The organism is Pseudarthrobacter sp. C4D7, assembly GCF_013359725.1.
Lineage (GTDB): Bacteria > Actinomycetota > Actinomycetes > Actinomycetales > Micrococcaceae > Arthrobacter.
Genome location: NZ_JABFMW010000001.1, coordinates 294,780 through 320,908 on the forward strand (window position 1 = coordinate 294,780; position 26,129 = coordinate 320,908).

Genomic DNA, 26,129 nt, shown 5'->3' on the forward strand with positions numbered 1-26,129 from the left:
CATTAGTTCGCACCAGCAGCAGGGGCGTTCCAATGCCGTCTGCTGCTGACAAAATAATGAGGAGCACGATGGAAGTCTGGCCTGGAAATGCCTACCCGCTGGGAGCTACCTTTGACGGCACCGGCACCAATTTCGCCCTGTTCAGCGAACGGGCGGAGCGGGTCGAACTCTGCCTCCTGGCCGACGACTTGACCGAAACCCGGATCGAGCTGACCGAGGTGGATGGCTACGTGTGGCACTGCTACCTGCCGCACATCCAGCCCGGCCAGAAGTACGGCTACCGGGTGCACGGCCCGTACGACCCCGCCGCCGGCAACCGCTTCAACGCGAACAAGCTGCTGATGGACCCCTACGCCAAGGCCATCCAGGGCCAGATCGACTGGGACCCGGCCCTGTTCTCCTACGAATTCGGGGACCCCGATTCCCGCAATGACGCCGACTCGGCCCCGCACACCATGCACGGCGTGGTCATCAACCCGTTCTTCGAATGGGACGGCGACCGCCAGCTGAAGATTCCCTACCACGAATCGGTGATTTACGAAGCCCACGTGAAGGGCCTCACCGAGCTGCACCCGGAGATCCCCGAAGAGCAGCGCGGCACGTATGCCGGCGTGGCACACCCCGCGGTCATCGACCACATGAAGAAGCTCGGCGTCACCGCCATTGAGCTGATGCCCGTCCACCAGTTCGTCAACGACGGCACCCTGGAAGAGAAGGGCCTCAACAACTACTGGGGCTACAACACCATCGGCTTCTTCGCCCCGCAGAACAGCTACAGCTCCACGGGCGATGTGGGACACCAGGTCCAGGAATTCAAGGCGATGGTCCGCGACCTGCACCGCGCCGGCATCGAAGTGATCCTGGACGTCGTGTACAACCACACCGCAGAGGGCAACCACCTGGGCCCCACGCTGTCCTTCAAGGGCATCGACAACCAGGCCTACTACCGCCTGGTGGACAATGACCTCAAGCACTACATGGACTACACCGGCACCGGCAACTCGCTGAACGTGCGCCACCCGCACTCCCTGCAGCTGCTCATGGATTCCCTGCGCTACTGGGTCACCGAGATGCACGTGGACGGGTTCCGCTTCGACCTCGCCTCCACCCTGGCCCGCGAGTTCTACGACGTGGACAAGCTGTCCACCTTCTTCGAACTCATCCAGCAGGACCCGGTAGTCTCCCAGGTCAAACTGATCGCCGAGCCGTGGGACGTTGGCCCCGGCGGCTACCAGGTGGGCAACTTCCCGCCGCAGTGGACGGAATGGAACGGCAAGTACCGCGACACGGTCCGCGACTTCTGGCGCGGCGAGCCCTCCACCCTGGGCGAGTTCGCGTCCCGCCTGACCGGCTCCGCGGACCTGTACGAAAGCTCCGCCAGGCGCCCGGTGGCGTCCATCAACTTCGTCACCGCCCACGACGGCTTCACCATGCGGGACCTGGTCTCCTACAACGAGAAGCACAACGATGCCAACGGTGAAGGCAACAACGACGGCGAATCCCACAACCGCTCCTGGAACTGCGGCGTGGAAGGGGACACCGACGACGCGAAGGTCCTGACCCTCCGTGCCCGCCAGCAACGGAACTTCATCGCCACGCTGCTGCTCTCCCAGGGCGTTCCCATGCTGCTCCACGGTGACGAGCTGGGCCGCACACAGCAGGGCAACAACAACACATACTGCCAGGACTCCGAACTGAGCTGGGTGCACTGGGAAGCCATGGACCAGCCGCTGGTCGAGTTCACGGCTTTCGTCAACAAGCTCCGGCACGACCACCCCACGTTCCGCCGCAGCCGCTTCTTCGACGGCCGCCCCGTGCGCCGTGGCGAAGGCGAGAAGCTGCCCGACATCGTGTGGCTGAAGACCGACGGCACCGAAATGCTGCCGGAAGACTGGGGCAGCGGCTTCGGCCGGACCATCGGTGTGTTCTACAACGGCGACGGCATCCAGGAACAGGACTCCCGTGGCCGCCGGATCACCGATGACAGCTTCCTCATGGCCTTCAACGCCCACGACGACGCCGTGGACTTCTGCGTCCCCTCCGACGAGTACTCGCAGTACTGGGAGGTCCTGATCGACACCGCAGCCCAGGCTGACGCCTACGAGCCGCTCCAGGCCGGCGCCACGCTGACGCTGGACGCCAAGTCCATGGTGGTTCTGCGCGCCTACTCCGGCCCCGAAGCCGAAGTGGACACCTCCGCAGCCGCGTCCCTGGCCTCCATGGCCGAGCATGAGGAAGCCCAGGAGGAGATGGTGGAGGCCCAGACCAAGGCCGCAGAAGCCAGCGAAGCACGGGCAACCGGCGCCGACGAGGAAGCCACGGCATGAGGACTCCTGTCTCCACCTACCGGCTGCAGATCCGCAGCAGCTTCACCCTGTTCGACGCCGCCGAGAAGGTCCCCTACCTGAAGGACCTCGGTGTGGACTGGGTCTACCTCTCGCCCATCCTCACCGCTGAGAAGGGCTCGGACCACGGTTACGACGTGACCGATCCTTCCGCCGTGGACCCGGACCGTGGCGGCCCCGAAGGCCTGCTGGCCCTGTCCAAGGCGGCCCGCGAGCACGGCATGGGCGTCCTGGTGGACATTGTGCCCAACCACGTGGGCGTGGCCACCCCGGCGCAGAACCCGTGGTGGTGGTCCCTGCTCAAGGAAGGCCGCGGCTCACCGTACGCCGAAGCGTTCGACGTCGACTGGGACCTTGGCGGAGGAAAGGTCCGGCTGCCCATGCTGGGCTCGGATGACGACCTGGACAAGCTCGAAGTCAAGGATGGCGAACTCCACTACTACGACCACCGGTTCCCGCTGGCCGAAGGAACGTACAGCGAGGGAGACTCCCCGCAGGACGTGCACAGCCGCCAGCACTACCAGCTGATGGATTGGCGCCGCGCGGACGCCGAGCTGAACTACCGGCGCTTCTTTGCGGTCACCACCCTGGCGGGCATCCGGGTGGAGGAAGCCTCCGTTTTCGAGAAGGCCCATGCCGAGGTGGGCCGCTGGTTCACCGATGGCCTGGTGGACGGGCTCCGGGTGGACCACCCGGACGGGCTGGCCGACCCGGCCGGCTACCTTCGCTGGCTCAAGGACCTCAGCGGCGGCGCGTACGTCCTGGTGGAGAAGATCCTGGAGCCGGGCGAAGTCCTGCCCCAGGACTTCGCCTGCGAAGGAACCACCGGCTACGACGCACTTGCTGACGTGGACCGGGTGTTTGTTGACCCTGCCGGGCAGCAGGCCCTGGACGCCCTGGATGCTTCCCTGCGGGGAACGTCCGGACCAGCCGATTACGCGGAGATGATCCGCGGCACCAAGCGCATGATCGCCGACGGCATCCTGCGCTCCGAGGTGCTGCGCCTGGCCAGGCTTGTCCCGGAGTCCCACGGCATCACCGTGGACCAGGCGGCCGACGCCATCGCCGAGATCATTGCGTCCTTCCCGGTCTACCGGTCCTACCTGCCGGTGGGAGCGGACGTCCTCAAGGAAGCCTGCGAATCCGCTGCCGCGCACCGGCCGGACCTGGACGTCGCGGTGGGAACCCTCCTGCCGCTGCTGCTGGATCCGGCCAATCCGATCGCCATCCGTTTCCAGCAGACCTCCGGCATGGTCATGGCCAAGGGCGTGGAAGACACCGCGTTCTACCGCTACACCCGCCTGGGCACCTTGACCGAAGTGGGTGCCGAGCCCACCGAGTTCGCGGTGGCACCGGAGGAATTCCACCAGCGCATGCAGCGGCGCCAGCAGGACCTCCCGCTGTCCATGACCACCCTCTCCACCCACGACACCAAGCGCAGCGAGGATGCCCGGGCCCGGATCTCGGTCATCGCCGAACTGCCGCAGGAGTGGGCAAAAACGCTGGAGACGCTCCGCGGACTGGCGCCGATTCCGGACGGTCCGTACGAGAACCTGCTGTGGCAGGCCATCGTGGGCGCCTGGCCGGCAAGCCGGGAGCGGCTGCAGGGCTATGCGGAAAAGGCGGCCCGGGAGGCCGGCAACTCCACCATGTGGACCGATCCCAACGAGGACTTCGAAGCCAAGGTCAAGGCTGCCGTTGACGCAGTGTTCGACGACGCCGAGGTGGCCAAGGTGGTTGGCGATTTCGTGGCCCGCATCGATGCCTTCTCCGCCGCGAACTCGGTGTCCGCCAAGCTGGTCCAGCTGACCATGCCGGGCGTTCCGGACGTGTACCAGGGCAGCGAGTTCTGGGAACGGTCGCTCACGGACCCGGACAACCGCCGCCCCGTGGACTTCGCCGCACGGCAGGCAGAACTGGCAAAGCTCGACGCCGGATCGTTGCCGGAGGCGGGCACAGAGGCCAGCAAGCTGCTGGTCACCTCACGGGCACTGCGCCTGCGCCGGGACCGGCCGGAACTGTTCGAGGGCTACACCCCGGTGGCAGCCACCGGGGCCGCGGCAGGTCACCTGCTCGCGTTTTCCCGCGGCACCTCGGCGTCGACCGGCGCGGTGACCCTTGCTACCCGGCTCCCCGCCGGACTGGAAGCCGCAGGCGGGTGGCGGGACACCGCCGTCGAACTTTCCACGGCCATGCGGGACGAACTGACCGGAGCCGGCTTCGGTCCGGGCCGGGTTTCGGTCGCAGAGGTGCTGGGTACCTACCCCGTGGCTTTGCTGGTACCTGTGGATGGAGAAAAAGCATGACCCTGGTCAACGTTGGATCCGAGCGCTTCGATGTGTGGGCGCCGGACGCTGCATCGGTGGTGCTGCTGGCCGGCGGCAGGCAGTACCCCATGCAGAAGAAGGACACGGCGCCCGGATCCGAAGGCTGGTGGAATGCCCCCGACGCCCCCGCTGAAGGGGACGTGGACTACGGCTACCTGCTGGACGGGGACACCACCCCGGTTCCGGATCCCCGGTCCCGCCGGCTCCCTGCCGGCGTCCACGAACAGTCGCGGACCTACGACCCCGCCTCCTACGCGTGGCAGGATTCCGGCTGGGGCGGCAAGGACCTGCAGGGTGCTGTCATCTACGAACTGCACGTGGGCACCTTCACCCCCGACGGCACCCTGGACGCGGCCGCGGAGAAGCTGGACTACCTGGCGGACCTGGGCGTCGACTTCGTGGAACTGCTGCCGGTCAACGGCTTCAACGGCACCCACAACTGGGGCTACGACGGCGTCCAGTGGTACGCCGTGCACGAAGGCTACGGCGGCCCTGCTGCCTACCAACGGTTCGTTGATGCCGCCCACGCGGCAGGACTCGGGGTCATCCAGGACGTGGTCTACAACCACCTGGGACCCAGCGGCAACTACCTGCCCAAGTTCGGCCCCTACATGAAACAGGGCGACGCGAACACCTGGGGTGACTCCGTGAACCTCGATGGGCCCGGCTCGGACGTGGTGCGCGAATACATCCTGGACAACGCTGCACTGTGGCTGCGTGACTACCACGTGGACGGGTTGCGCCTGGATGCGGTGCACGCGCTGCGGGACGAGCGGGCCGTGCACATCCTGGAGGAGCTCGGGGCTTTGTGTGACGCCATTGCGGCTGAATCCGGGCTGCCCAAGACCCTCGTCGCCGAATCGGACCTCAACAATCCGCGCCTTATCTACCCTCGGAATACCAACGGATACGGTCTGGCCGGGCAGTGGAGCGACGACTTTCACCACGCGGTCCACGTGAACGTCAGCGGCGAAACCACCGGCTACTACTCCGACTTCGAATCCCTGGCCGTGCTGGCCAAGGTCCTCAAGGACGGGTTCCTCCACGACGGCAGCTACTCCAGCTTCCGCGGACGGCACCACGGGCGCCCCATCAACGCCTCGCTGGCGCACCCGGCGGCGCTGGTGGTCTGCAACCAGAACCACGACCAGATCGGCAACCGGGCAACGGGGGACAGGCTCTCCCAATCGCTGTCCCACGGGCAGCTGGCCGTGGCCGCGGTGCTCACGCTGACCTCGCCGTTCACGCCCATGTTGTTCATGGGGGAGGAATACGGCGCCACCACACCGTGGCAGTTCTTCACCTCCCACCCCGAACCCGAGCTCGGGAAGGCCACCGCGGAAGGACGCATCAAGGAGTTTGAGCGCATGGGGTGGGATCCCGCCGTCGTGCCCGATCCCCAGGACCCCGAAACCTTCCGTCGGTCCAAGCTGGACTGGGCCGAAGCTGCTACGGGCGACCATGCGCGGCTCCTGGACCTGTACCGGTCCCTGACGGCGCTGCGCCGCTCCCATCCGGACCTGGCTTCGCTTGGTTTCGGTGAGACCGAGGTTTCCTTCGACGACGACGCCGGGTGGCTGCGCTTCCGACGCGGCTCCGTGGAGGTACTGGTCAACTTCTCCGACGCTAAAGTCCGGCTGGACGGCGCCACCGGCAGCGTCCTGCTGGCCACTGACGACGGCACCGGGCTGGACGGCGACGCCCTGTCCATGGCGCCCTGGAGCGCCGCAATCATCGCAACCCAACAGGAGGGACAGAACGCATGACGTATGCAGCAGCGGACAACCGCTACGAAACGATGCCCTACCGCCGGGTGGGCCGCAGCGGGCTCAAGCTCCCGGCCATCTCCCTGGGTCTCTGGCACAACTTCGGCGACGACAAGCGCTTCGAGGAACAGCGGGACATCCTCCGCCGTGCCTTCGACCTTGGCGTGAACCACTTCGACCTCGCCAACAACTACGGCCCGCCGGACGGATCCGCGGAAACGAACTTCGGCCGGCACCTGCGGGACGACTTCAGGCCCTACCGTGACGAGCTGGTCATCTCCACCAAGGCCGGCTACTACATGTGGCCCGGCCCGTACGGCGAATGGGGTTCGCGCAAGTACCTGATCTCCAGCCTGGACCAGTCGCTGCAGCGGATGGGCCTGGACTACGTGGACATCTTCTACAGCCACCGCCCGGATCCCGAAACACCCATGGAGGAAACCATGGGCGCCCTGGATCATGCCGTCCGGTCCGGCAAGGCACTCTACGCCGGGATTTCCTCCTACACCCCCGAACAGACCCTCGAGGCTGCCCGCATCCTCAAGGAACTCGGCACCCCGCTCCTGATCCACCAGCCCAGCTACTCCATGCTGAACCGCTGGACCGAGGACGGCTCGCCGAACCTGTACGAGGTGCTGGACCAGGTAGGTGCCGGGTCCATCGCCTTCTCGCCCCTGGCGCAGGGCATGCTCACGGACCGCTACCTCCACGGCATCCCGGAAGACTCCCGGGCGGCCAAAGCACGGTTCCTCTCCGAGGACTCCATCACGGACGAGAAGCTGGACCGGGTCCGCGGACTGCGGAAGATCGCCGAAGGCCGCGGGCAGTCCCTCGCGCAGATGGCCATCGCCTGGATCCTGCGCGACCAGCCCAAGGGCTCACCCGTCACCTCGGCCCTGGTGGGCGCCTCCAGCGTCCGGCAGCTGGAGGACACCCTGTCCGCCATCAACAACCTCGACTTCTCCGGCGAGGAACTGACCGCCATCGACGAGTTCGCCGTCGAGTCCGATATCAACCTCTGGAAACAGGACGCCTAAGGCACCTTGTTTTCATTACACAGCGGGACCGGCGGAACAACGGCCGGTCCCGCTGTGTTGGGTAGTATGAAATGGCGCCGTGCGGCGCCAAGCCAGCCGGCCGTCGTCGTCCATTCCCTGGAGGCTTACCGGGCCGGCTGACGTTTGTCCCCAAAGGAGTTCTGTGTCTTCACATCCCATCCGTGTTGCAATCGTTGGCGTGGGCAACTGCGCCGCCTCGCTGGTGCAGGGCGTCCACTATTACAAGGATGCCGACCCTGCAGAGACCATTCCCGGCCTGATGCACGTTGAGTTCGGCCAGTACCACGTGGGTGACGTTGAGTTCGTCGCCGCGTTCGATGTGGACGGCAAGAAGGTCGGCGTTGACCTCTCCGATGCCATCCTTGCCAGCGAAAACAACACCATCAAGATCGCCGACGTACCGCCCACCGGCGTCACCGTCCAGCGCGGCCACACCCTGGACGGCCTGGGCAAGTACTACCTCGAGACCATCGAGCAGTCCACCGAAGAGCCCGTCGACGTGGTCCAGGCCCTCAAGAACGCCAAAGCCGACGTCCTGGTCTGCTACCTGCCCGTCGGCTCGCAGCAGGCTGCCGAGTTTTACGCCCAGGCTGCGATCGACGCCGGCGTGGCCTTCGTCAACGCGCTGCCCGTGTTCATCGCCGGCACCAAGGAGTGGGCTGACAAGTTCACCGCCGCCGGTGTCCCGATCGTTGGCGACGACATCAAGAGCCAGATCGGCGCCACCATCACCCACCGCGTCATGGCCAAGCTGTTCGAGGACCGCGGCGTGACCCTGGACCGGACCTACCAGCTGAACGTCGGCGGCAACATGGACTTCAAGAACATGCTGGAGCGTGACCGGCTGGAGTCCAAGAAGATCTCCAAGACCCAGGCCGTGACCTCCAACGTGGAAGCCGAACTGGCCGCCAAGGACGTGCACATCGGCCCGTCCGACTACGTCCAGTGGCTGGATGACCGCAAGTGGGCGTTCGTGCGCCTCGAAGGCCGCAACTTTGGTGACGCCCCGGTGTCCCTGGAGTACAAGCTGGAGGTCTGGGATTCCCCCAACTCCGCCGGCGTGATCATCGATGCGATCCGTGCCGCCAAGATCGGCCTGGACCGCGGCATCGGCGGCCCGCTGCTCTCCGCGTCCAGCTACTTCATGAAGTCCCCGCCGGAGCAGTTCAACGACGACCTCGCCCGCGAGAAGGTCGAAGCCTTCATCCGCGGCGACCTGGAGCGCTAAACGCGTCTCTTAGGTACCTGAACGCTCCCTCACCTTCGTCGGGTGGGGGAGCGTTTCCCTTAAACACGCCCGCTCACTTTTGACTGTTGTCTCCCAACGCCCGCTCACTTTTGGCGTGTTTTTCTTGACCCCTCGCTCGCTTTTGACGAATAGGCATCAGTCCCGTTCGGGCTAAGCTTCTTCCGCGAAGCCGGCGGCGACCGTTGAGTCGCTCACCGAGGCCCTGAGGGCTTTTTTGATTTTCTTGATCGCGGCAGTGAAACCATCTTCCATATCTGTCTTATCGACAATGATGACTGCCCATCCGGCCGCTTCGAAAGCCTTGTCGCGGCGATGGTCACTTAGCCGCTGCGGTTCGAAAAGATGATGGCCGCCGTCGTACTGGACAGCAACTTTTCGCTGTCTGAAGCCCAGATCGGCGGACGGTGGTCGCGGATCCGCGGGTCGAAGTCCAACCTGCAATTCGGGCTCGGGAAGGCCGGCATCCAGAATGGACAGTCGGAGGAAAGTCTCTGGCGCAGAGTCAGATCCAACCCGCATCAGGTCCAGTGCTTGCCTGGCACGCACAACGCCCTGAAGGTTGGGATGCCGGCCGACCAGCCCCCGCAAATCCTCTACGGTTGAGTACGCGCGCTCCCGGCCCTCAAGTTCTGGGCGGGGTACACGGATGATTTGGTCTCCCATAGCTACCAGGTCGTTCAAAGGCAGTTACCGTGCCAGATCCAGCCACGTTCGTTCCCAGGTGCTCAGCCACATTCCCTCGACGAACTCAACCTCGCCGGGCTTCACAATGACCCGATGGCCATGAATTCCTTTTCTCCGAGCGCCGGGAAAAGCAGTGGGTTTGCTGAGATGCAGCTCGTTGGAGTCGGAGAGCCACGGAGGCAGGATCGAACCTCGAAGCCTGGCTGCGGTTACGTGCGAAATCCACGCACCCGGCGTGGCCTCCGACAAAGCCCTGGCGGCGTCCTCCAAACAGAAGTCCCAGCCAGCGGGCCGGTATAGTCCCCGGCTGATGTGCTGGACGTCCTTAAGCCGCAAACGATTGCGGTGGATCCCGGCGCTCCTCGAAGTCTCGAGCGTGAAAGGCCTGTTGGCTAAGTGACCGGGTAAAGGCGGGCGGGATTGCATAATGCATTCTCATACAAGCACGTGAGGTTCGTCCGAACTTATCCACAGCGCCGTGCCGGTGGCTGCCCGGCAAGCAGGATCTCTTCGAAATGTGCTGCAGGAGGTGAGCGGGGGTTGGGTGAAGTGCTGCAGGAGGTGAGCGGGGGTTGGGAGAAGTGCTGCAGGAGGTGAGCGGGGGTGTTAGGTGAGGCCCACGGGGTTGCCGTCCGCGTCCACATCCATCCGCAGCGCAGCCGGGACGGCCGGAAGGCCGGGCATGGTCATCACGGCACCGGTCAGCGCCACGATGAAGCCCGCACCGGTCTTGGGCAGCAGTTCCCGGACGTGGATGGTGAAGCCCTTGGGCGCGCCGAGCCGGGAGGCATCGTCCGTGAACGAGTACTGCGTCTTGGCCATGCACACCGGCAATGAACCCCAGCCGTTCCGCTCGATATCGGCAAGCCGTTTCAGGGCGGGCACGGAGAAATCCACGCCATCGGCACCGTAGATCTCCTGGGCGATGGTGCGGATCTTCTCCTCCACAGACAGCTCCAGGGGATAGAGGTGCCGGAAGTTGCTGGGTGCCTCCACCGCCTGTGCCACCAGGGCCGCGAGTTCATCACCGCCGTCGCCCCCGCCGCCCCGGCCCCAGACATCGGCGACGGCGGCGCGCACGCCCTCCGCAGCGCACCACGCCAGCAGCCAGTCGAGTTCTTCCGGCACGTCGGCGGAGAACCTGTTGATGGCCACCACGGGGGTGACCCCGAACTTCTCCACGTTGTGGATGTGCCGGCGCAGGTTGGCCACACCGGCCTCCAGCGCCGCCATGTCAGGCCGTCCCAGCTGGTCTTTCGCCACCCCGCCCTGCATTTTCAGGGCGCGGACCGTAGCCACCACCACGACGGCGGACGGTGCAATGCCGCCGTACCGTGCCTTGATGTCCATGAATTTTTCGGCCCCCAGGTCGGCCCCGAAACCGGCTTCCGTCACCACGATGTCCGCCAACCGGCGGGCGGTCTGCGTGGCAATGAGCGAATTGCAGCCGTGGGCGATATTCGCGAACGGACCGCCGTGGACCAGCGCCGGGGTGCCGGCGATGGTCTGCACCAGGTTGGGTTTGACCGCTTCCTTCAGCAGCAGCGTCAAGGCCCCTTCCACCCCGAGGTCCGCCACAGTCACGGGAGTCCGGTCGTAGGTGTAGCCGAACGTCATCCGGCCAAGCCGCGAACGGAGGTCTGCCAAGTCGGTCGCAAGGCAGAAAACCGCCATGATCTCGGACGCCACGGTGATGTCGAAGCCGTCCTGGCGCGGCACGCCCTGCGTGGGGCCACCCAGTCCGATGACCACCTCCCGCAGGGCCCGGTCGTTCATGTCCAGGACGCGTTTGAAGGTCATCCTGCGCGGATCGATGTTCAGCGCGTTGCCCTGGTAAATGTGATTGTCCACCAGCGCCATCAGCGCGTTGTTGGCCGAGGTGATGGCATGGAAGTCGCCGGTGAAGTGCAGGTTGATCTCGTCCATCGGCAGCACCTGCGAATAGCCGCCGCCGGTGGCACCCCCCTTCATGCCCAGCACGGGGCCCAGGGACGGTTCCCGCAGGGCAATCATCACCTTGTGGCCGGCGCGGGCCAGCGAGTCCGCCAGGCCAACGGTGGTGGTGGATTTGCCCTCGCCCGCCGGGGTGGGGGACATGGCCGAGACCAGCACCACCTTGCCGTGTGGAGCCGGGGCCGCGAGCCGGGCAGGATCGATCTTCGCCTTGTACCGACCGTACTGTTCCAGCGCATCGGGATTGATCCCGGCAGCGGCCGCGATCTCCCCAATGGGACGGATCCGGGCTGCGCGGGCTATCTCAAGATCAGAGGGAAGCGAAGACATCCTTGTCCTTTCCGGCTCAGTGTTCCCCGCACCGTCATCCGGCGCGGAGACCTGCCCCTAAGCTAACAGCCCCGACCCCAACGGCACGCCATTCCAGAGGCACGCGGGCGCGCCCATGCGAAGGACAATCAGGACGCCGGCACCACCGGGGCCAGGCGGCGGACCACGAAACTGTCTACGGCGGCGTGGTAGCTCTCCAGCGTGATGGCGGCAGTGCGCTGCCAGCCGGAGTTCTGGGCCCGGATGGCGGCGGCGCGGCCAAGGTCCTCCCGGGTTGCGGGGTCGTCGTACAGGGCCTCGAGGGCGTCGGCCCAGTCCGCAGCATGGTGCCCGTCCACCAGGAGGCCGGTCCGGCCGTGGAAAATGGCGCGGGACAGCCCGCCCACCCGCGTGGCGACCACCGGGGTCCCGCAGGCCTGCGCCTCCAGCGCCACCAGTCCGAAGGACTCGCTGAAGGAAGGCATCACCACGACGTCCGCCGCGCGGAACCAGGAGGCAAGCTCAGATGCCTTCACCGGCGGAAGCTGCGTGACGACGTCGTCCATGCCCAATTCCGCCACCAGGCAGCGGAGGTTGAATTCCTTGTTGCCGCTCAACGCGCCCAGGATGGTGACGCGCAGGTCGATGTCCGGGCGGCGTTTGCGCAGCAGCGCGGCAGCCTTGACCAGCACCTGCGGGCCCTTCAGCCGCTGGATCCGGCCCGCGAACACCAGGTGGAACGTCTCCGGGCTGACGCCGTGCTCCGCCCTGGACCGTGCGCGGAACGCGGGGGTGAAGGTTGCCAGGTCCACGCCGGGCGGTGCGATGTCGATGCGGTCAAAGGTGGCGCCGTAGTGGGAAACCAGTTCGGCGGCTTCGGAGCTGGTGTTGGCGATGAGCCGGGATGCGCCCTCGACGATGCGGTGCTCGCCCAGTTCGCGGCGCCGGGGCTCCGGCTGTTCACCGGATTCCAGCAGCAGGTTCTTGACCTTGGCCATGGTGTGCATGGTGTGCACCAGCGGAACACCCCATAGCCGGGACAATTCCAGCCCGGCGATCCCGGACACCCAGTAATGGGAATGGATGACGTCGTACCGGCCGTGGGGCTGGCGGCGGCGGATCTGCTCGATCTCGGCGACCATGGCGTGCAGGAGTCCGGGAAGCTCCTCTTTCGGGATCTTCCGGGGCGGCCCGGCCAGGACGTTGTGCACGCACACGCCCGGGTCCGGATGTTCGACGGCGGGCTGGTCGGCTGAGGTGGCGCGGGTGAAGATCTCCACCTCTACACCTGCCTCGGCCAGCGCCGACGCCAGTTCCCGGATGTAGACGTTCATGCCACCGGCATCACCGGAACCCGGCTGTTCCATGGGGGAGGTGTGGAGGGAAAGCAAAGCGACCCTGCGGATCAGTGCCACGGGACCTCCTTCCGGCGGCCGGCATGTCAGGGAGCCGGCTCAGAGCGCATTCGATAAAACACTACTCCTTCCCCTAACGCCCACCGCCCTCCCACATCTTCCCCAGGTGCGGGAACGCCTGCTCATAGCCGGCCATGAGCCTCGCACCGAGCTCCGCCGAATCCACGAGCGGGTGCCGCGCAAAGGCCTCGACGGCGGCCTGCCGGTTGCCGGTGCCCGCGGCCAGGACAACGAGCCGTTCCACCTCCTTGACCCGCCGGAGCAGGTCCAGCTGTGGTTCCCCGGGGGCCTGCTGGGGCAGCGGAACAGCGCCGGCCGGGGTGACAGTGCAGGGGACCTCGACGACGGCGTCCGCCGGCAGGCCGGGAATGGCGGGTTGGGGAGGGGCAGGGGGAGCACCGGTGGGCCCCGGTGCCCGGGCTGCCGGCAATGCGTTGACAGTATTGAGGACCAGTTGGGTGGCCCCGCCGCCGGACAGCGCCTGCATGGCCGCCAGCGCCACGCGCTCGTAGCCGCCGCCTGCCAGGTCCTCCTCATCCCGGCTCCCGCCATCGCGCCGGGCCTCGGCCAGGTACCCCTCTTCGCGGGAGCGCCGTGCCTCCTCCCACAGCCGGTAAGCGTCCGGTCCGGCAGCGGCCAGCCGGGGGTACAGGTCCTGCTGCTGGTGGTGGATGGTCTGCCCACGGGTGCGTTCCATGGCCCGCATTGCCTGCCGGGCCGAATCGGCCTGGTAGTAGTAATACAAGTATTCGTTGGGTAGCAGGCCCAGGCCGGTGAGGAATTCCTGCGGGAAGAGCCTGCCTTCCTCGAAAGACTGGAGCGCCCCGGTGTCGGCAAGCAGGCCGGGCAGCACGTCCTGTCCGCCGGACTCCAGCCGGTACAGCCAGCCCAGGTGGTTCAGCCCGTAGTATCCCACGTCGTCGAGCCGTCCCTCGGACAAAGGCACGCCTGCCGCACGCGCCGCCCGCTGCACCAGCCCGCCCGCGGAGTCGCAGATCCCGACGACGCGGTGCCCCAGGACGGGGAGCAGGGCCTCGGTCACCATGCCGGCCGGATTGGTGAAGTTGATCAGCCACGCGTCCGGGCAGCGCTCGCGCATCAGCCGGGCAAGGCCCACCATGTGCGGGATGGTCCGCAGCGCGTAGGAGATGCCGCCGGCCCCGGTGGTTTCCTGTCCCAGCAGCCCGAGGTTCTGCGCCACGGTCTCGTCCACCACCCGGCCCGCGGTGCCGCCGGGCCGGATGGCGGCGAAGACCATGGCGGTGCCGGCCAGGGCTGCGGAAAGATCCGTGGTGGCCTGCACCGGAAGATGCGCGTTCCCGGGGGCGGGCATACTGCGCAGTACGGCGGTGACAGCGTCAAGGCGGGCAGGATCGACGTCGTGCAGCACCAGCTCGGTCACCAACCCGGAGAACCGGCCGGACACCAGCGCCCGGTAGATGAGCGGCACCCGGAAACCCCCGCCGCCGGCAATCAGAAGCCGCATGGTTGCAGTCTAGGACCAGCCTCCGACACGTTGTCCAGACCGGATCCAAAGCCCCTACCGGAGCATTGCGGCGCGGCGTATCCTGCGCACTATGGACGCGATGCCAGCCCGCCCCTTCGATCCGCTGGCTGCCGTCCGCCCGCCGGGGGGACCTGGTTTAGACCTCCTGCTGGCCGGCACTGTTTTCCAGGACATTATCTTTACCGGCCTCCCGCACGGGCCCGAACCCGGCACGGAAATCTGGAGTGACGGCATGGGCAGCTGCCCGGGCGGCGTGGCCAACCAGGCCATCGCCGCCGCGAGGCTGGGTCTGCGCACGGGACTGGCGGCGGCCTTCGGCGATGACGGCTACGGCGACTTCAACTGGAAAATCCTCTCCAGCCAGGAACATGTGGACCTCAGCCTCTCCCGCCGTGTCCCGGGCTGGCACTCCCCGGTGACCGTGTCCCTCTGCGTGGACCAGGACCGCTCCATGGTCACCCACGGTCACTCCGCGCCGGTGACCAATTCCGAACTGATCGGAGATCCGCCCAGAACACTCGCCGGCATCGCGGAGGTGGGCCTGGAAATGGAACCGTGGGCCCGGGCCGCTTATGCGGCCGGCGTCAAGCTGTTCGGCGACGTGGGGTGGGACCCCAGCGGGGAATGGGCGCCGGTGCGGCTCGAGAACCTGAAATATTTCTACGCTTTCCTGCCCAACCAGCGCGAGGCCATGGCGTTCACCGGCAAGGACAATCCGTGGAGTGCGCTCTATGCCCTGGCTGACCGGGTGCCGGTGGCCGTGGTGACGTTGGGGCCGCAGGGCGCCATGGCCGTCGATTCGGAAACCGGGGAGGAAGAATGGGTGCCGTCGCTTCCGGTCAAGGCGCACGACCCTACCGGCGCCGGTGACTGTTTCGACGCGGCGTTTATCGTGGGCACCCTGGCCGGGTGGCCGCTGGGGGACAGGCTGCGGTTCGCCAACCTGTGCGCCTCCCTGGCCGTGCAGGAAGTGGGTGGTTCCCTGGCCGCCCCCGGATGGGGAGACATCGCGGACTGGTGGAAACGCGCCAACGCCCGCCCGGAACGGCAGATGAGCCAGTGGCTGCGGCGCTTCGGATTCCTTGCCGACATCATCGACGACGTCCCGCTTGCGGCCCAGCGACGGGCGGCCGCCACCATCGCGCATCTGTCCGACGCCTGACCGTCCCCGATTATCCGGCGCGAAGTGCCCGCACTAGAATCGGTTAGGTGACCTACCCCGACGCAACCGGTGAATTCAGTGCTGCCCCCGGGCCGGACCCGCGCAATGAGCGGTCTGCCGTGATCGACCTGGAAGCGATCCGGCACAACGTCCGCCGGCTTGCCTCCGCCGCTTCGCCCGCGAAAGTCATGGCCGTGGTCAAGGCCGATGCGTACGGACACGGTGCCGTTCCCGTAGCCCGCGCTGCCTTGCAGGCCGGCGCATCCTGGCTGGGCGTGGCGCACATTTCCGAGGCACTCGCGCTCCGTGCCGCCGGCATCGATGCGCCCCTTCTCGCCTGGCTGCACACCACCGACAGCAACTTCGGCGCCGCCGTGGCTGCCGGCGTCGACATCGGCTGTTCCGGCTGGGAGCTGGAACGCATCGTCGCCGCCGCCCGCGAACAGGAACGTCCGGCGCGGGTGCACCTCAAGGTGGACACCGGGCTGGGCCGCAATGGCGCGACCCCCGCGGCCTGGGACCGCCTGGTGGGGGAGGCCATGGAGTACCAGGACCAGGGACTGCTGCGCGTGGTGGGCATCTTCTCCCACCTGGCCGTCGCGGACGAACCGGAGCGGCCCGAAACGGATGAGCAGGTAGCCGCCTTCCGTGAAGCCCTGGCCATTGCCGAAGACGCCGGCGTGGACCCTGAGGTCCGGCACCTGGCCAACACCCCTGCCACCCTGTCCCGGCCGGACACCCACTTTGACATGGTCCGCGCCGGCCTGGGCATCTACGGTCTTTCGCCGTTCGACGGGACCACATCCGCCGAACTGGGCCTCCGCCCGGCCATGACGCTGCGCACCCTGGTGTCCCAGTGCAAGGAAGTTCCCGCGGGGCAGGGCGTCTCCTATGGGCTGCACTACCGCACCAGGACCGCGAGCACCCTGGCGCTGATCCCGATGGGCTATGCCGACGGCGTTCCGCGCGTGGCCACGGGAGGTCCCGTCCGCGTTGCCGGAAAGACCTACCCCGTGGTGGGGCGGATCGCCATGGACCAGATGGTCATCGACCTCGGTCCGGAGGCATCCGGCGCGGCGCTGCAGGGCGTGGAAGCCGAGCTCTTCGGGGAAGGTTCCGACGGCGGGCCCACGGTTGACGACTGGGCGCACGCCGCCGGCACCATCAACTACGAGGTAGTGACCAGGATCAGCCCCCGCGTACCCCGCCGCTTCATCAACGAAGACGAACCGGCGCGCAGCAGCCATCCACTTGTGGGCGTGCCCGGCAAGGCGGGAGCCGCATGAGCACGCCCCAAGAGCTGCCCGCCAACTGGGAAAAGACCTTCACGGCGACGACGGCGGAACAGACCCACGCGTTCGGCGCCCGGCTGGCGGAGGTGCTGCAGGCCGGGGACCTGCTGGTGCTGTCCGGCGAGCTGGGTGCCGGGAAAACCACCTTCACCCAGGGCCTGGGCGAAGGCCTGGGTGTCCGTCCGGGCATCATCTCACCCACATTCGTCCTGGTCCGGATCCATCCCAACCTGCCGGATGGTCCGCGGCCGGGCGGCCCGGACCTGGTGCACGTGGACGCCTACCGGCTGGGATCGGCGGCGGAAATTGATGACATCGACCTCGAAAACACCATGGATTCAGCAGTGACGGTCGTGGAGTGGGGGCATGAACGGGTGGAACACCTGAGCGACAGCCGGCTGGAGATCGACCTGCACCGCGCGATCGGCCTGGACGGCTCCGCGGAAGCCTCCCGGGACGCCCTGGACTTCGACGCCGAAGACACCGACGAGCCACGCACCATCGCGATGCGCGGCTACGGCCCCCGCTGGGCGAACCTTCCCGCGCTGGCCGGGCCGGACGGGGGAGCGGCATGCTGATCCTCGCCATCGACACCTCGGCGGTGGCCAGCGCAGCCCTGGTCACCGATGATGCCCCGGAGAGCGTGCTGGCCAGCTTTGCCACGGAGGACACCCGCAGCCATGCCGAGGTGCTGGCCCCCGGTATCCACGCCATGCTGGCCGAGGCGGGAGTGACCGGCCAGGACGTGGACGCCCTGGTGGTGGGTGTTGGTCCCGGCCCGTTCACCGGGCTCCGCTCCGGCATCGCGACAGCGCGCACCCTGGCCTACGTCTGGGGCAAACCGCTGCACGGACTGGTGAGCCTCGACGCAATGGCGCTGGAAGTCGCCGAGTCCACCGCCGCCGTCGCCGAATTCCTGGTGGTGACGGACGCCCGGCGCAAGGAGGTTTACTGGGCCAGGTACACCCTGGACGATGGCCAGCTGCCCGCGCTGGCGGACGGCCCGCACGTCAGCTTCGCATCGGACCTCCCGGACCTGCCTGCGTTCGGCGCCGGCGCGGGACTCTACGCCGACGTGCTCCAGGCCCACCCGGACTTCACCGGGGAGCAGCCGGATGCCCTCTACCTTGGCAAGTTCGCCCTGGCACGGTTGGCAGCAGGAGATACCCTGCTGGACTCCACCCCCCTCTACCTGCGCGAATCCGACGCCCAGGTTCCCGGACCACGGAAGCGGGCATTGTGAGCAGCACTCCGGACCCACGCACGGCGGACGTCACCGTCCGCGACATGACGCTGGACGATGTGCCCGCCGTCGGCGCCCTGGAACATCAGCTCTTCCCCATTGACGCGTGGCCCGTGCAAATGTTCCTGGACGAACTCTCCCAGCCGGAGACCCGCCGCTACCTGGTGGCGGAGACCAGCGAAGGCATCGTGGGCTACGCCGGCCTGATGTGCATCGAGCCCATTGCCGACGTCCAGACCATCGCCGTGGTCCCTGGGCACGAGGGGCGGGGCATCGGCAGTACGCTGCTCACGCAGCTGATCGACGAGGCCCGGCACCGCGGCGCCGCTGATGTCCTGCTCGAGGTCCGGGCGGACAACCCCCGGGCGCAGCAGCTCTACGTGCGGTTTGGCTTCGAACAGATCCACGTCCGCCCGCGCTACTACCGCGACGGCGTGGACGCCCTCATCATGCGCCTCCATCTGCCGGCCGCGCACCCTGACGGACACGAAGCAACGGAAGCAGGCCAGGTATGAACCGTACGCAGCCCCTGGTGCTGGGCATCGAATCATCCTGCGACGAAACCGGCGTGGGCATCGTCCGCGGCAGCACCCTCCTGGCCAACACGGTCTCGTCCTCCATGGACGAGCACGTCCGCTTCGGCGGAGTGATCCCCGAGATCGCCTCCCGTGCACACCTCGATGCGTTCGTCCCCACCCTGGACCAGGCCCTTGCCGACGCCGGCGTGACCCTGGACCAGGTGGACGCCATCGCCGTCACCTCCGGGCCCGGGCTTGCCGGCGCGCTGATGGTGGGGGTGTGCGCCGCCAAGGCGCTCGCCGTGGCCACCGGAAAGCCGCTGTACGCCATCAACCACCTGGTGGCGCATGTGGGCGTAGGGCTCCTGGACGACCTTGCCACCGGCCGCAGGCAGGAACTGCCGGAGAACCTCGGAGCCCTGCTGGTCTCCGGCGGCCACACCGAGATCCTGCGGATCAACAGCATCACCAGCGACGTGGAGCTCCTAGGCTCCACCATCGACGACGCCGCGGGCGAGGCCTACGACAAAGTGGCCCGGATCCTGGGGCTCGGCTACCCGGGCGGCCCCGCCATCGACAGGATGGCCCGCACCGGCAACCCCAAGGCTATCCGCTTCCCCCGTGGCCTCAGCCAGCCCAAATACATGGGCACAGCCGATGAACCCGGCCCGCACCGTTACGACTGGTCCTTCAGCGGACTGAAGACGGCGGTGGCCCGGTGCGTGGAGCAGTTCGAGGCCCGCGGCGAAGAGATCCCCGTGGCCGACATTGCCGCGGCCTTCCAGGAGGCTGTGGTGGACGTGATCTCTTCGAAGGCGGTGTTGGCCTGCCGTGAGCACGGCATCAAGGATGTCCTGCTGGGTGGCGGCGTGGCGGCAAACTCCCGCCTGCGCGAGTTGACCGGGCAACGCTGCGCCTCGGCCGGCATCCGCCTGCACGTTCCGCCGCTGGACCTGTGCACGGACAACGGCGCCATGGTGGCCGCCCTCGGTGCGCAACTGGTCATGGCCGGAGCCAGCCCCAGCGGCATCGGCTTCGCCCCGGACTCCTCCATGCCCGTCACCTCGGTGTCGCTCCCGGCCTGAAAGCCCTGACACCCGGCACACCCTGTGGTGCCCTATCAGATATGGCTCCTAAACCACCGGTTTAGGAGCCATATCTGATTGAGCAAGGAGGGGGCAGGTCAGGCGGTGGGGCCGTTCCGCATCTGCTTGACCAGATCCAGCACCACGGCCTGCAGGTTTCCGCCGTTCTCCGCAGCCACCCGGCGCTGCCGCTGGTAGCCGGCACCGCGGCGGATGATCTTTTCCACGTCGGCCAGTTCGTCGGAGCAGCGCAGCTTCGCCGCCACTGGTTCCAGCCGGTTCAGGGTGTCCAGCAGGTGGTCGGTGACCAGCTGTTCCTTGCCAGCGGCGTCGAGGATGATGATGGCGTCCAGGCCGTACCGGGCGGCGCGCCACTTGTTCTCCTGGACGTGCCACGGCGGCATGGTGGGGATGGTGCCGCCGTTGTCCAGGGTGGTGGAGAACTCGTCCACCAGGCACTGGGTGAGTGCTGCAATGGCCCCCACTTCCTCCAGGGTGGCCAACCCGTCGCAGATCCGCATCTCGATGGTGCCCAGGGCCGGCACGGGCCGGATGTCCCACCGGATCTCGGAAATGGTGTCGATCACACCCGTGGTGAACATGTCCTGGACGTACGACTCGTACTCCGCCCAGGACTTGAACTGGAAAGGCAGCCCCGCGGTGGGGAGCTGCTGGAACATGAGGGCACGCTGCGAGGCGTACCCGGTGTCCTCGCCGCCCCAGAACGGGCTGGATGCGGAGAGCGCCTGGAAGTGCGGGAAGTAGTTGACCAGCCCGTCCAGGACGGGGAGCGCTTTGTCCCGGCTGTCCAGTCCCACATGGACATGGACGCCGTAGATGACCATTTGCCGCCCCCACCACTGGGTCCGGTCGATGAGCTTTGCGTAGCGCTCCTTGTCCGTCACGGGCTGCAGCTGCGGCGGACTGAACGGGTGGCTGCCGGCGCAGAACAGCTCCACGCCCATGGGATCGGTGATTTCGCGGACCGCGGCGACGGACCGGCTGAGGTCCTCCTTGGCTTCGGCGGCCGTTTCGCAGATCCCGGTCACCAGTTCCACCGTATTCAGCAGCAGTTCCTGCTTGATGTGTGGATGTTCGTCGTCTTCGTTGAGCTCGGGATGGCGTGCCGCAACACCCCGGAGCACCTGGTTGGCCACGGAAGCGAGTTCGCCCGTCTTCCCGTCCACCAGGGCGAGCTCCCACTCAACTCCGAGGGTCGATTGCCTCGATGACGCGAAGTCGATCTTCACACGTTTCCTTACTGTCCGGTTTGCCGCTGGCTGATGCCGCTCACAGGCTGCTGCCGGCAGGCGAACGGGTGGTTCAAGTCTAGTGCAGGGGTAGCATCGTAGTGATGGCACCGTTCCCCCTGCGTCACACCCCTGCCAAATCTCTTCCCCTCCTACTGGTCCTGTCCGGAATGGCCCTGGCCTCCTGTTCGGCGTCCCCAAGCGCACCCCCGCCGTCGTCCTCCACGCCGCCCGCGGAAGCGTCCCCCTCCGCCCCGGAAACTACGACGCCAGCACCTCCGCCGGCGTCTCCGTCACCTGACCCTGGCTCCCGGGCGTTGGGGTGGGGTCCGGAGCAGCGGGACCAGGACGCCGCCGCCGCGGCCGTTGCGGCCATGTCGCCGGAGCAGAAGGCCGGGCAGGTCCTGCTCCCGTTCTTCAAGGGCAACCAGGTGGAAGCCCAGGCCGCGCTGATCCAGCGCCTCCACCTGGCCGGGTCCATCATCATGGGTGACAACGTGCCGCGCGATCCGCAGGGCGGTGTGGACGTGGCGGCCATGGGTGCGGTGAACCAGCGCCTGCAGCAGGCTGTTGCCGCGGACGGCCGGCCCTGGCCCGGAATCATGAGCGTGGACCAGGAAGGGGGCGCGGTGGCGCGCCTTGGGGCGCCCCTCACCGAGTGGCCCACCCCCATGAGTTACGGCGCCGCCGGCAACCTGGAGCTCACCCGCAGCGCCGGCAAAGGCGTGGCAGGGGAGCTGGTGCCCCTGGGCTTCGACCTCGATTTCGCTCCGGACACGGATGTCACCATGGGCCCGGCGGACCCCACCATCGGTGCGCGTTCCATGTCCGGAGACCCCGCCGCGGCGGCAGCCCAGGGGGTTGCATTCTCCCGGGGCATGCTGGACGCCGGCGTTCTCCCCACTGTCAAGCACTTTCCTGGGCACGGCTCGGTGAGCACGGATTCCCACCTCAGCCTCCCCGTCCAGCCGGCATCCATTGACGTTCTCAGGGGCCGGGACTGGAAACCCTTCGAGGCTGCCATCGCGGCAGGCCTCCCGATGATCATGACGGGGCACATTGCCGTTCCCGCACTGCAACCCGGGGTGCCGGCGTCGCTTTCCGCCCAGAGCTACGCGGCGCTGAGGGGTTTGGGCTTCAAGGGCGTGGCCGTGACGGATGCCCTCAACATGGGTGCCGTGGACAATCAGTACCCGGCCGGCGCGGCTGCGGTGAAGGCGCTGTCCGCCGGCGCCGACCTGCTGTTGATGCCGGCGGATGTGGAGCAGGCGCACGCGGCCATCGTCCAGGCCGCGGCCTCCGGCGCGCTTCCGGCCGCCCGCCTGGATGAGGCAGCGCAGCGCGTGGCCACCATGATGGTCTGGCATGCCCGGACCGCGCCGGCCGCCGCAGCCGCGGGAACGCCGGCCGGTAGCGGGGCAGCGCTGTCGGCCCAGGTGTCGGCGTCGGCCGTGACCATTGTCTCCGGCCCCTGCAGCGGGCCATTGGTACCCGGTTCGGTGCGGGTTGCCGGCGGTGGACCGGGGGACCGGGAACGCTTCGAAGCCGCCGCTGCCCGCGCCGGCCTCGCGGTGGGATCCGGGCCGCTGGTCACCCTGATCGGCTTCGGCGGGAAGCCCGTGGGCGGGGACATCGCCGTGGCCCTCGACGCTCCCTGGCCGCTCCAGGGCTCCAGCGCACCGGTGAAGGTAGCGCTCTACGGCCGCACCGACGCTGCCTTCGACGCCCTGGCCGCCGTCCTGGCCGGCAAGGCGCCGGCTCCGGGAAAGCTGCCCGCCGACGTCGGGCCGTTCCCAGCGGGCACCGGCTGCCCCTGAGTCCCTGGACGCCCACGCAGGCGGGAACGCGTTTAATGGTCTGGTGCCCATTCTGAATAAAGACATGACCCTCTGCATCTCGCTCTCGGCCCGCCCCAGCAACAACGGGACCCGGTTCCACAACCACCTTTACGGGCAGCTGGACCTGAACTGGATCTACAAGGCCTTCGCGCCCACCAACCTGGAACAGGCCATCGCGGGTGTCCGCGGGCTGGGCATCAGGGGCTGTGCCATCTCCATGCCGTACAAGGAAGACGTCATTGCGCTGGTGGACGAGATGGACCCGTCCGCCAAGGCCATCGACTCCGTGAACACCATCGTGAACACGGACGGGCACCTCAAGGCGTACAACACCGACTACACCGCCATCGAACAGCTCCTGGCCAGCAACTCAGTCCGCACGGACTACTCGGTGCTGGTGCAGGGCGCCGGCGGCATGGCCAAGGCCACCGTCGCCGCGCTCCGTGATGCCGGCTTCAAGGACGTCACCGTCATCGCCCGCAACGAGGCCGCCGGGCGTGCGCTCGCGGACCAGTACGGTTTCCAGTGGCGGGCAGCGCTCGACGGCGGCACAGCGGACCTGATCATCAACGTCACCCCCATCGGCATGGCGGGCGGCGCCGAAGCGGACAGCCTGTCCTACCCTGCGGAAACCATCGACGCCGCACGCCTGGTCTTCGATGTGGTGGCGCTGCCCGCCGAGACGCCGCTGATCCGTGCGGCCCGTGCCGCGGGCAAGCCGGTCATCACCGGCGCCGAGGTTGCCACCATCCAGGCGCTGGAGCAGTTCGTCCTGTACACGGGAGTGCGTCCCACCCCGGACCAGGTGCGGGCGGCCGAGGAGTTCATGCGCGCCCAGTAGGGGCAGCTAGGCAGGTTCCACCACGATGGCCACCCGGTCCGCGCCGATGCGCGTCAGGACCAAGGTGGCCGTCTTGCCGCCTTTTTTCGCGTTCTTTCCGCCGGGCAGCAACTGCTTCCGCAGCTCCTCCGGGGTGACTGCGGTGCCGCGCTTCTTGATGTCCAGCACGGTGATGCCTTCGCTTTTCACCCAGGCCTTGAGCGCCTTGACGTTGTACGGCATGACGTCCACAACCCGGTAGGCCCTGGCAAACGGGGTGTCCAGGAGTTCCGGTGCGCAGATATAGGCGATGTGTTCATCAACCAGGTGGCCGCCGAGCTGCAGCGCCACGTCCGCCACGAGTCCGGCGCGGATCACGGCGCCGTCGGGTTCGTAGAGGTACCCCTCCACCGGTCCCACCGGGGCAGCCGGGCCGGCGCCGAAGTCCTCGGCGCTGGTCAGCTCCGCCGGTGCCTGTGGACCCAGGACCAGCGCGGCGCGGCGCACTCCCGGCCTGCGGACGGCGTTGAACCACAGGGTCACTTCCGTAACGTCACCGGCCACCGACACCCACTGCGCCTCACAGCCCGCCGGGACCGATTCATGCGGCATGCCGGGGCCCATTTTCACGCCCACTGCCTTGCCCTGGGCGGCCAATGATTCCACGAAGGACAACGGCGGGGAGAACGCCTCAGGATCCCAGATCCGCTTGGTGCCGGAGGTTGAGGTGACCCGCCGGGCGGGGTCCAACCAGACGCCGTCCACTTCATCCAGCGGAACGGAGGCGGCGTCAGCGTGGACCACCTTGGCATTGGGGAAGGGAATGAGGTTCACGGTGGCGCAGGCCGCCGTGGTTTCGTCCATCTCGACCGCGGTGACGTTGAGGTCGAGGGAGGCCAGGGCCAGGGAGTCCGCGCCGAGGCCGCAACCAAGGTCCGCCACCTGGCTGATCCCGGCAGCGGCGAACCGCTGGGCGTGGTGTGCGGCGACGTTCAGGCGCGTTGCCTGTTCCAGTCCGGCCTGGGTAAAGAGCATCTGGCTGGCGAACTCGCCGAATTTTGCCTGCGCCCTGGTGCGCAGGCGGGACTGCGTCAGCACGGCGGCCACGAGCCCGGCGGGGTGGCCGGCTTTCCGCAGGTTGGCGTTGAGCTCGAACGAGTCCTCATCCCGGTAGGGGCCCAGGGACGCCAGCAGCTTCCAGCCTTCCGGGGTCAGCAGCGGGGCGATCTGGTCCTGCGCAGCCTGGTCCTGTGGTGTCCGGTCCTGCGAAGTCTGGTCCTGGGGAGCGTGAGCCATGGGTTCCAGCCTAGTGGAGGAGCGCACGGCCGGGATGCGGATACTGTTGAATCCATGGATGAGACCGCAGCACCCAGCGAGACCGGCGGCCGCGGGCCCGGGCACCACGGCCCGGCCAGGTACGCCCGGCCCGTCCTGATCACGGCGGCCGTGGTGGCCGTGGTCTGCATCGCGCTGCTGGTGATCATCTTCCTGCTGGACACGTTCAACGCCACCGTTTATTCGGTGGGCGGCAACGACATCCAGGACAACACCCAGGAAGCCCGGGATATCCGCGGGCTTTACGACGGCGCGCGGGCAGGCAGCATCGCCTTCCTGGTTGCAGCGCTGCTCGCCGCCGCCGGGTCCGGCTGGGTGCTTTTCAGGGCACACCGGCAGGCCGGCGACGTCGACCCCGACGGCGGCGAGGATGTCGACTTCGAGGACCTCGGGCTGTAAGCAGCGGGCCGCATGAAGCAGGGCTTCCGCAGCAGCCCCGGCCGCCCGCCGTCGTGAGGTCCAGGTGTACGCCCACGACGAAACGTTGGCACTCGCCTTGACCGAGTGCTAACTCATACATAGAGTCTTCATTAGCACTCTCCATAGGAGGGTGCTAACACATGAAGAGCTGCCAGCCAGGCTGCTGCCGGCACCGCGACGACGGTTTGCCAGCTACGGCGGAAAGCTTTCCAGTCCACGAATTTGCTGACGAAAAGGAGAGGTCCGAGTGTCGGTCTCTATTAAGCCTCTTGAGGATCGTATTGTTGTCCGCCCGCTCGAAGCCGAGCAGACCACGGCTTCCGGCCTGGTTATCCCGGACTCCGCACAGGAGAAGCCGCAGGAAGGCGAAGTTGTCGCAGTTGGCCCCGGCCGCTTCGAAGATGGCAACCGCGTTCCCGTTGACGTAGCAGTTGGCGACGTCGTCATCTACTCCAAGTACGGTGGAACCGAAGTCAAGACCGGCGGCACCGAGTACCTCGTGCTGTCCGCCCGCGACGTCCTGGCCATCGTCGTAAAGTAACTCTTCCGGATC

General features: G+C 67.4%; 21 protein-coding genes. 15 read left to right on the forward strand and 6 right to left on the reverse strand.

Going from position 1 to position 26,129, the window contains the following annotated elements:
* Positions 1 to 68: 68 nt before the first annotated feature.
* The 5 genes from glgX (at position 69) to HNO81_RS01485 (ending at position 8,724) form a co-directional block, all read left to right on the forward strand.
* A complete protein-coding gene (glgX, locus tag HNO81_RS01465) occupies positions 69 to 2,327 on the forward strand; it encodes a glycogen debranching protein GlgX (RefSeq protein ID WP_175316349.1) in 2,259 nt (752 codons plus the stop codon).
* A complete protein-coding gene (treY, locus tag HNO81_RS01470) occupies positions 2,324 to 4,651 on the forward strand; it encodes a malto-oligosyltrehalose synthase (RefSeq protein WP_175316350.1) in 2,328 nt (775 codons plus the stop codon). Before glgX ends, treY begins: the two co-directional genes overlap by 4 nt.
* Positions 4,648 to 6,438 carry a malto-oligosyltrehalose trehalohydrolase gene (gene treZ / locus HNO81_RS01475; protein WP_175316351.1) on the forward strand — a complete coding sequence of 597 codons (1,791 nt, stop codon included), beginning with the start codon at positions 4,648 to 4,650 and terminating at the stop codon, positions 6,436 to 6,438. Before treY ends, treZ begins: the two co-directional genes overlap by 4 nt.
* Complete coding sequence (mgrA, locus tag HNO81_RS01480; RefSeq protein WP_175316352.1) at positions 6,435 to 7,475, forward strand: L-glyceraldehyde 3-phosphate reductase; 1,041 nt, start codon at positions 6,435 to 6,437, stop codon at positions 7,473 to 7,475. Before treZ ends, mgrA begins: the two co-directional genes overlap by 4 nt.
* Positions 7,476 to 7,638: 163 nt before the next feature.
* Complete coding sequence (locus tag HNO81_RS01485; protein WP_175316353.1) at positions 7,639 to 8,724, forward strand: inositol-3-phosphate synthase; 1,086 nt, start codon at positions 7,639 to 7,641, stop codon at positions 8,722 to 8,724.
* Between the two features lie 171 nt (positions 8,725 to 8,895).
* Here HNO81_RS01485 and HNO81_RS20345 read toward each other — a convergent pair whose 3' ends face one another.
* The 4 genes from HNO81_RS20345 to HNO81_RS01505 all read right to left on the reverse strand — a co-directional run bounded on the left by HNO81_RS20345 (position 8,896) and on the right by HNO81_RS01505 (position 14,592).
* Complete coding sequence (locus tag HNO81_RS20345) at positions 8,896 to 9,426, reverse strand: hypothetical protein (protein ID WP_371818137.1); 531 nt, start codon at positions 9,424 to 9,426, stop codon at positions 8,896 to 8,898.
* Between the two features lie 609 nt (positions 9,427 to 10,035).
* Complete coding sequence (locus HNO81_RS01495) at positions 10,036 to 11,712, reverse strand: formate--tetrahydrofolate ligase (protein WP_175316354.1); 1,677 nt, start codon at positions 11,710 to 11,712, stop codon at positions 10,036 to 10,038.
* 128 nt (positions 11,713 to 11,840) lie between these two features.
* Positions 11,841 to 13,106 carry a D-inositol-3-phosphate glycosyltransferase gene (gene mshA / locus HNO81_RS01500; RefSeq protein WP_175316355.1) on the reverse strand — a complete coding sequence of 422 codons (1,266 nt, stop codon included), beginning with the start codon at positions 13,104 to 13,106 and terminating at the stop codon, positions 11,841 to 11,843.
* Between the two features lie 73 nt (positions 13,107 to 13,179).
* The gene (locus HNO81_RS01505) at positions 13,180 to 14,592 is read right to left on the reverse strand and encodes a 6-phospho-beta-glucosidase (protein WP_175316356.1); all 1,413 of its coding nucleotides are present in this window, start codon (positions 14,590 to 14,592) and stop codon (positions 13,180 to 13,182) included.
* A 91-nt stretch (positions 14,593 to 14,683) separates the two neighbouring features.
* Here HNO81_RS01505 and HNO81_RS01510 point away from each other — a divergent pair, with 91 nt between their 5' ends.
* Genes HNO81_RS01510 through tsaD form a run of 6 tightly spaced genes read left to right on the forward strand, consistent with a single transcriptional unit; the run spans position 14,684 to position 19,913 of the window.
* A complete protein-coding gene (locus tag HNO81_RS01510) occupies positions 14,684 to 15,775 on the forward strand; it encodes a carbohydrate kinase family protein (protein ID WP_175316357.1) in 1,092 nt (363 codons plus the stop codon).
* A 47-nt stretch (positions 15,776 to 15,822) separates the two neighbouring features.
* The gene (alr, locus tag HNO81_RS01515) at positions 15,823 to 17,061 is read left to right on the forward strand and encodes an alanine racemase (RefSeq protein WP_175316358.1); all 1,239 of its coding nucleotides are present in this window, start codon (positions 15,823 to 15,825) and stop codon (positions 17,059 to 17,061) included.
* On the forward strand, positions 17,058 to 17,645 hold the full coding sequence (gene tsaE / locus HNO81_RS01520) for a tRNA (adenosine(37)-N6)-threonylcarbamoyltransferase complex ATPase subunit type 1 TsaE (protein ID WP_175316359.1): 588 nt from the start codon (positions 17,058 to 17,060) through the stop codon (positions 17,643 to 17,645). The genes alr and tsaE overlap by 4 nt, the downstream gene beginning before the upstream one ends.
* Positions 17,639 to 18,310: a tRNA (adenosine(37)-N6)-threonylcarbamoyltransferase complex dimerization subunit type 1 TsaB gene (gene tsaB / locus HNO81_RS01525; RefSeq protein WP_175316360.1), complete on the forward strand. Its 672-nt coding sequence runs from the start codon at positions 17,639 to 17,641 to the stop codon at positions 18,308 to 18,310. Before tsaE ends, tsaB begins: the two co-directional genes overlap by 7 nt.
* Positions 18,311 to 18,354: 44 nt before the next feature.
* Positions 18,355 to 18,825: a ribosomal protein S18-alanine N-acetyltransferase gene (rimI, locus tag HNO81_RS01530; protein ID WP_175316448.1), complete on the forward strand. Its 471-nt coding sequence runs from the start codon at positions 18,355 to 18,357 to the stop codon at positions 18,823 to 18,825.
* Positions 18,822 to 19,913 carry a tRNA (adenosine(37)-N6)-threonylcarbamoyltransferase complex transferase subunit TsaD gene (tsaD, locus tag HNO81_RS01535; protein ID WP_175316361.1) on the forward strand — a complete coding sequence of 364 codons (1,092 nt, stop codon included), beginning with the start codon at positions 18,822 to 18,824 and terminating at the stop codon, positions 19,911 to 19,913. Before rimI ends, tsaD begins: the two co-directional genes overlap by 4 nt.
* A 98-nt stretch (positions 19,914 to 20,011) precedes the next feature.
* Here the strand turns inward: tsaD and HNO81_RS01540 are convergent, their stop codons facing one another.
* Positions 20,012 to 21,163 carry a glutamate--cysteine ligase gene (locus HNO81_RS01540; RefSeq protein ID WP_175316362.1) on the reverse strand — a complete coding sequence of 384 codons (1,152 nt, stop codon included), beginning with the start codon at positions 21,161 to 21,163 and terminating at the stop codon, positions 20,012 to 20,014.
* 374 nt (positions 21,164 to 21,537) lie between these two features.
* Between HNO81_RS01540 and HNO81_RS01545 the strand changes: the two genes are divergently transcribed.
* Together HNO81_RS01545 and HNO81_RS01550 are read left to right on the forward strand one after the other, a co-directional pair.
* Positions 21,538 to 22,980 (forward strand): glycoside hydrolase family 3 N-terminal domain-containing protein, encoded by a 1,443-nt coding sequence (locus HNO81_RS01545; RefSeq protein ID WP_175316449.1) that lies wholly within the window; start codon positions 21,538 to 21,540, stop codon positions 22,978 to 22,980.
* Between the two features lie 43 nt (positions 22,981 to 23,023).
* Entirely contained in the window at positions 23,024 to 23,842 is an 819-nt protein-coding gene (locus HNO81_RS01550) for a shikimate 5-dehydrogenase (RefSeq protein WP_371818138.1), read from the forward strand.
* 6 nt (positions 23,843 to 23,848) lie between these two features.
* Here the strand turns inward: HNO81_RS01550 and HNO81_RS01555 are convergent, their stop codons facing one another.
* Complete coding sequence (locus tag HNO81_RS01555) at positions 23,849 to 25,117, reverse strand: class I SAM-dependent methyltransferase (protein ID WP_175316363.1); 1,269 nt, start codon at positions 25,115 to 25,117, stop codon at positions 23,849 to 23,851.
* Between the two features lie 54 nt (positions 25,118 to 25,171).
* Between HNO81_RS01555 and HNO81_RS01560 the strand changes: the two genes are divergently transcribed.
* Both HNO81_RS01560 and groES read left to right on the forward strand, forming a co-directional pair.
* Positions 25,172 to 25,555, forward strand: coding sequence for a hypothetical protein (locus HNO81_RS01560; RefSeq protein WP_175316364.1), 384 nt, complete (start codon positions 25,172 to 25,174; stop codon positions 25,553 to 25,555).
* Positions 25,556 to 25,823: 268 nt separating this feature from the next.
* Entirely contained in the window at positions 25,824 to 26,117 is a 294-nt protein-coding gene (groES, locus tag HNO81_RS01565) for a co-chaperone GroES (RefSeq protein ID WP_003805290.1), read from the forward strand.
* Positions 26,118 to 26,129 lie beyond the last annotated feature (12 nt).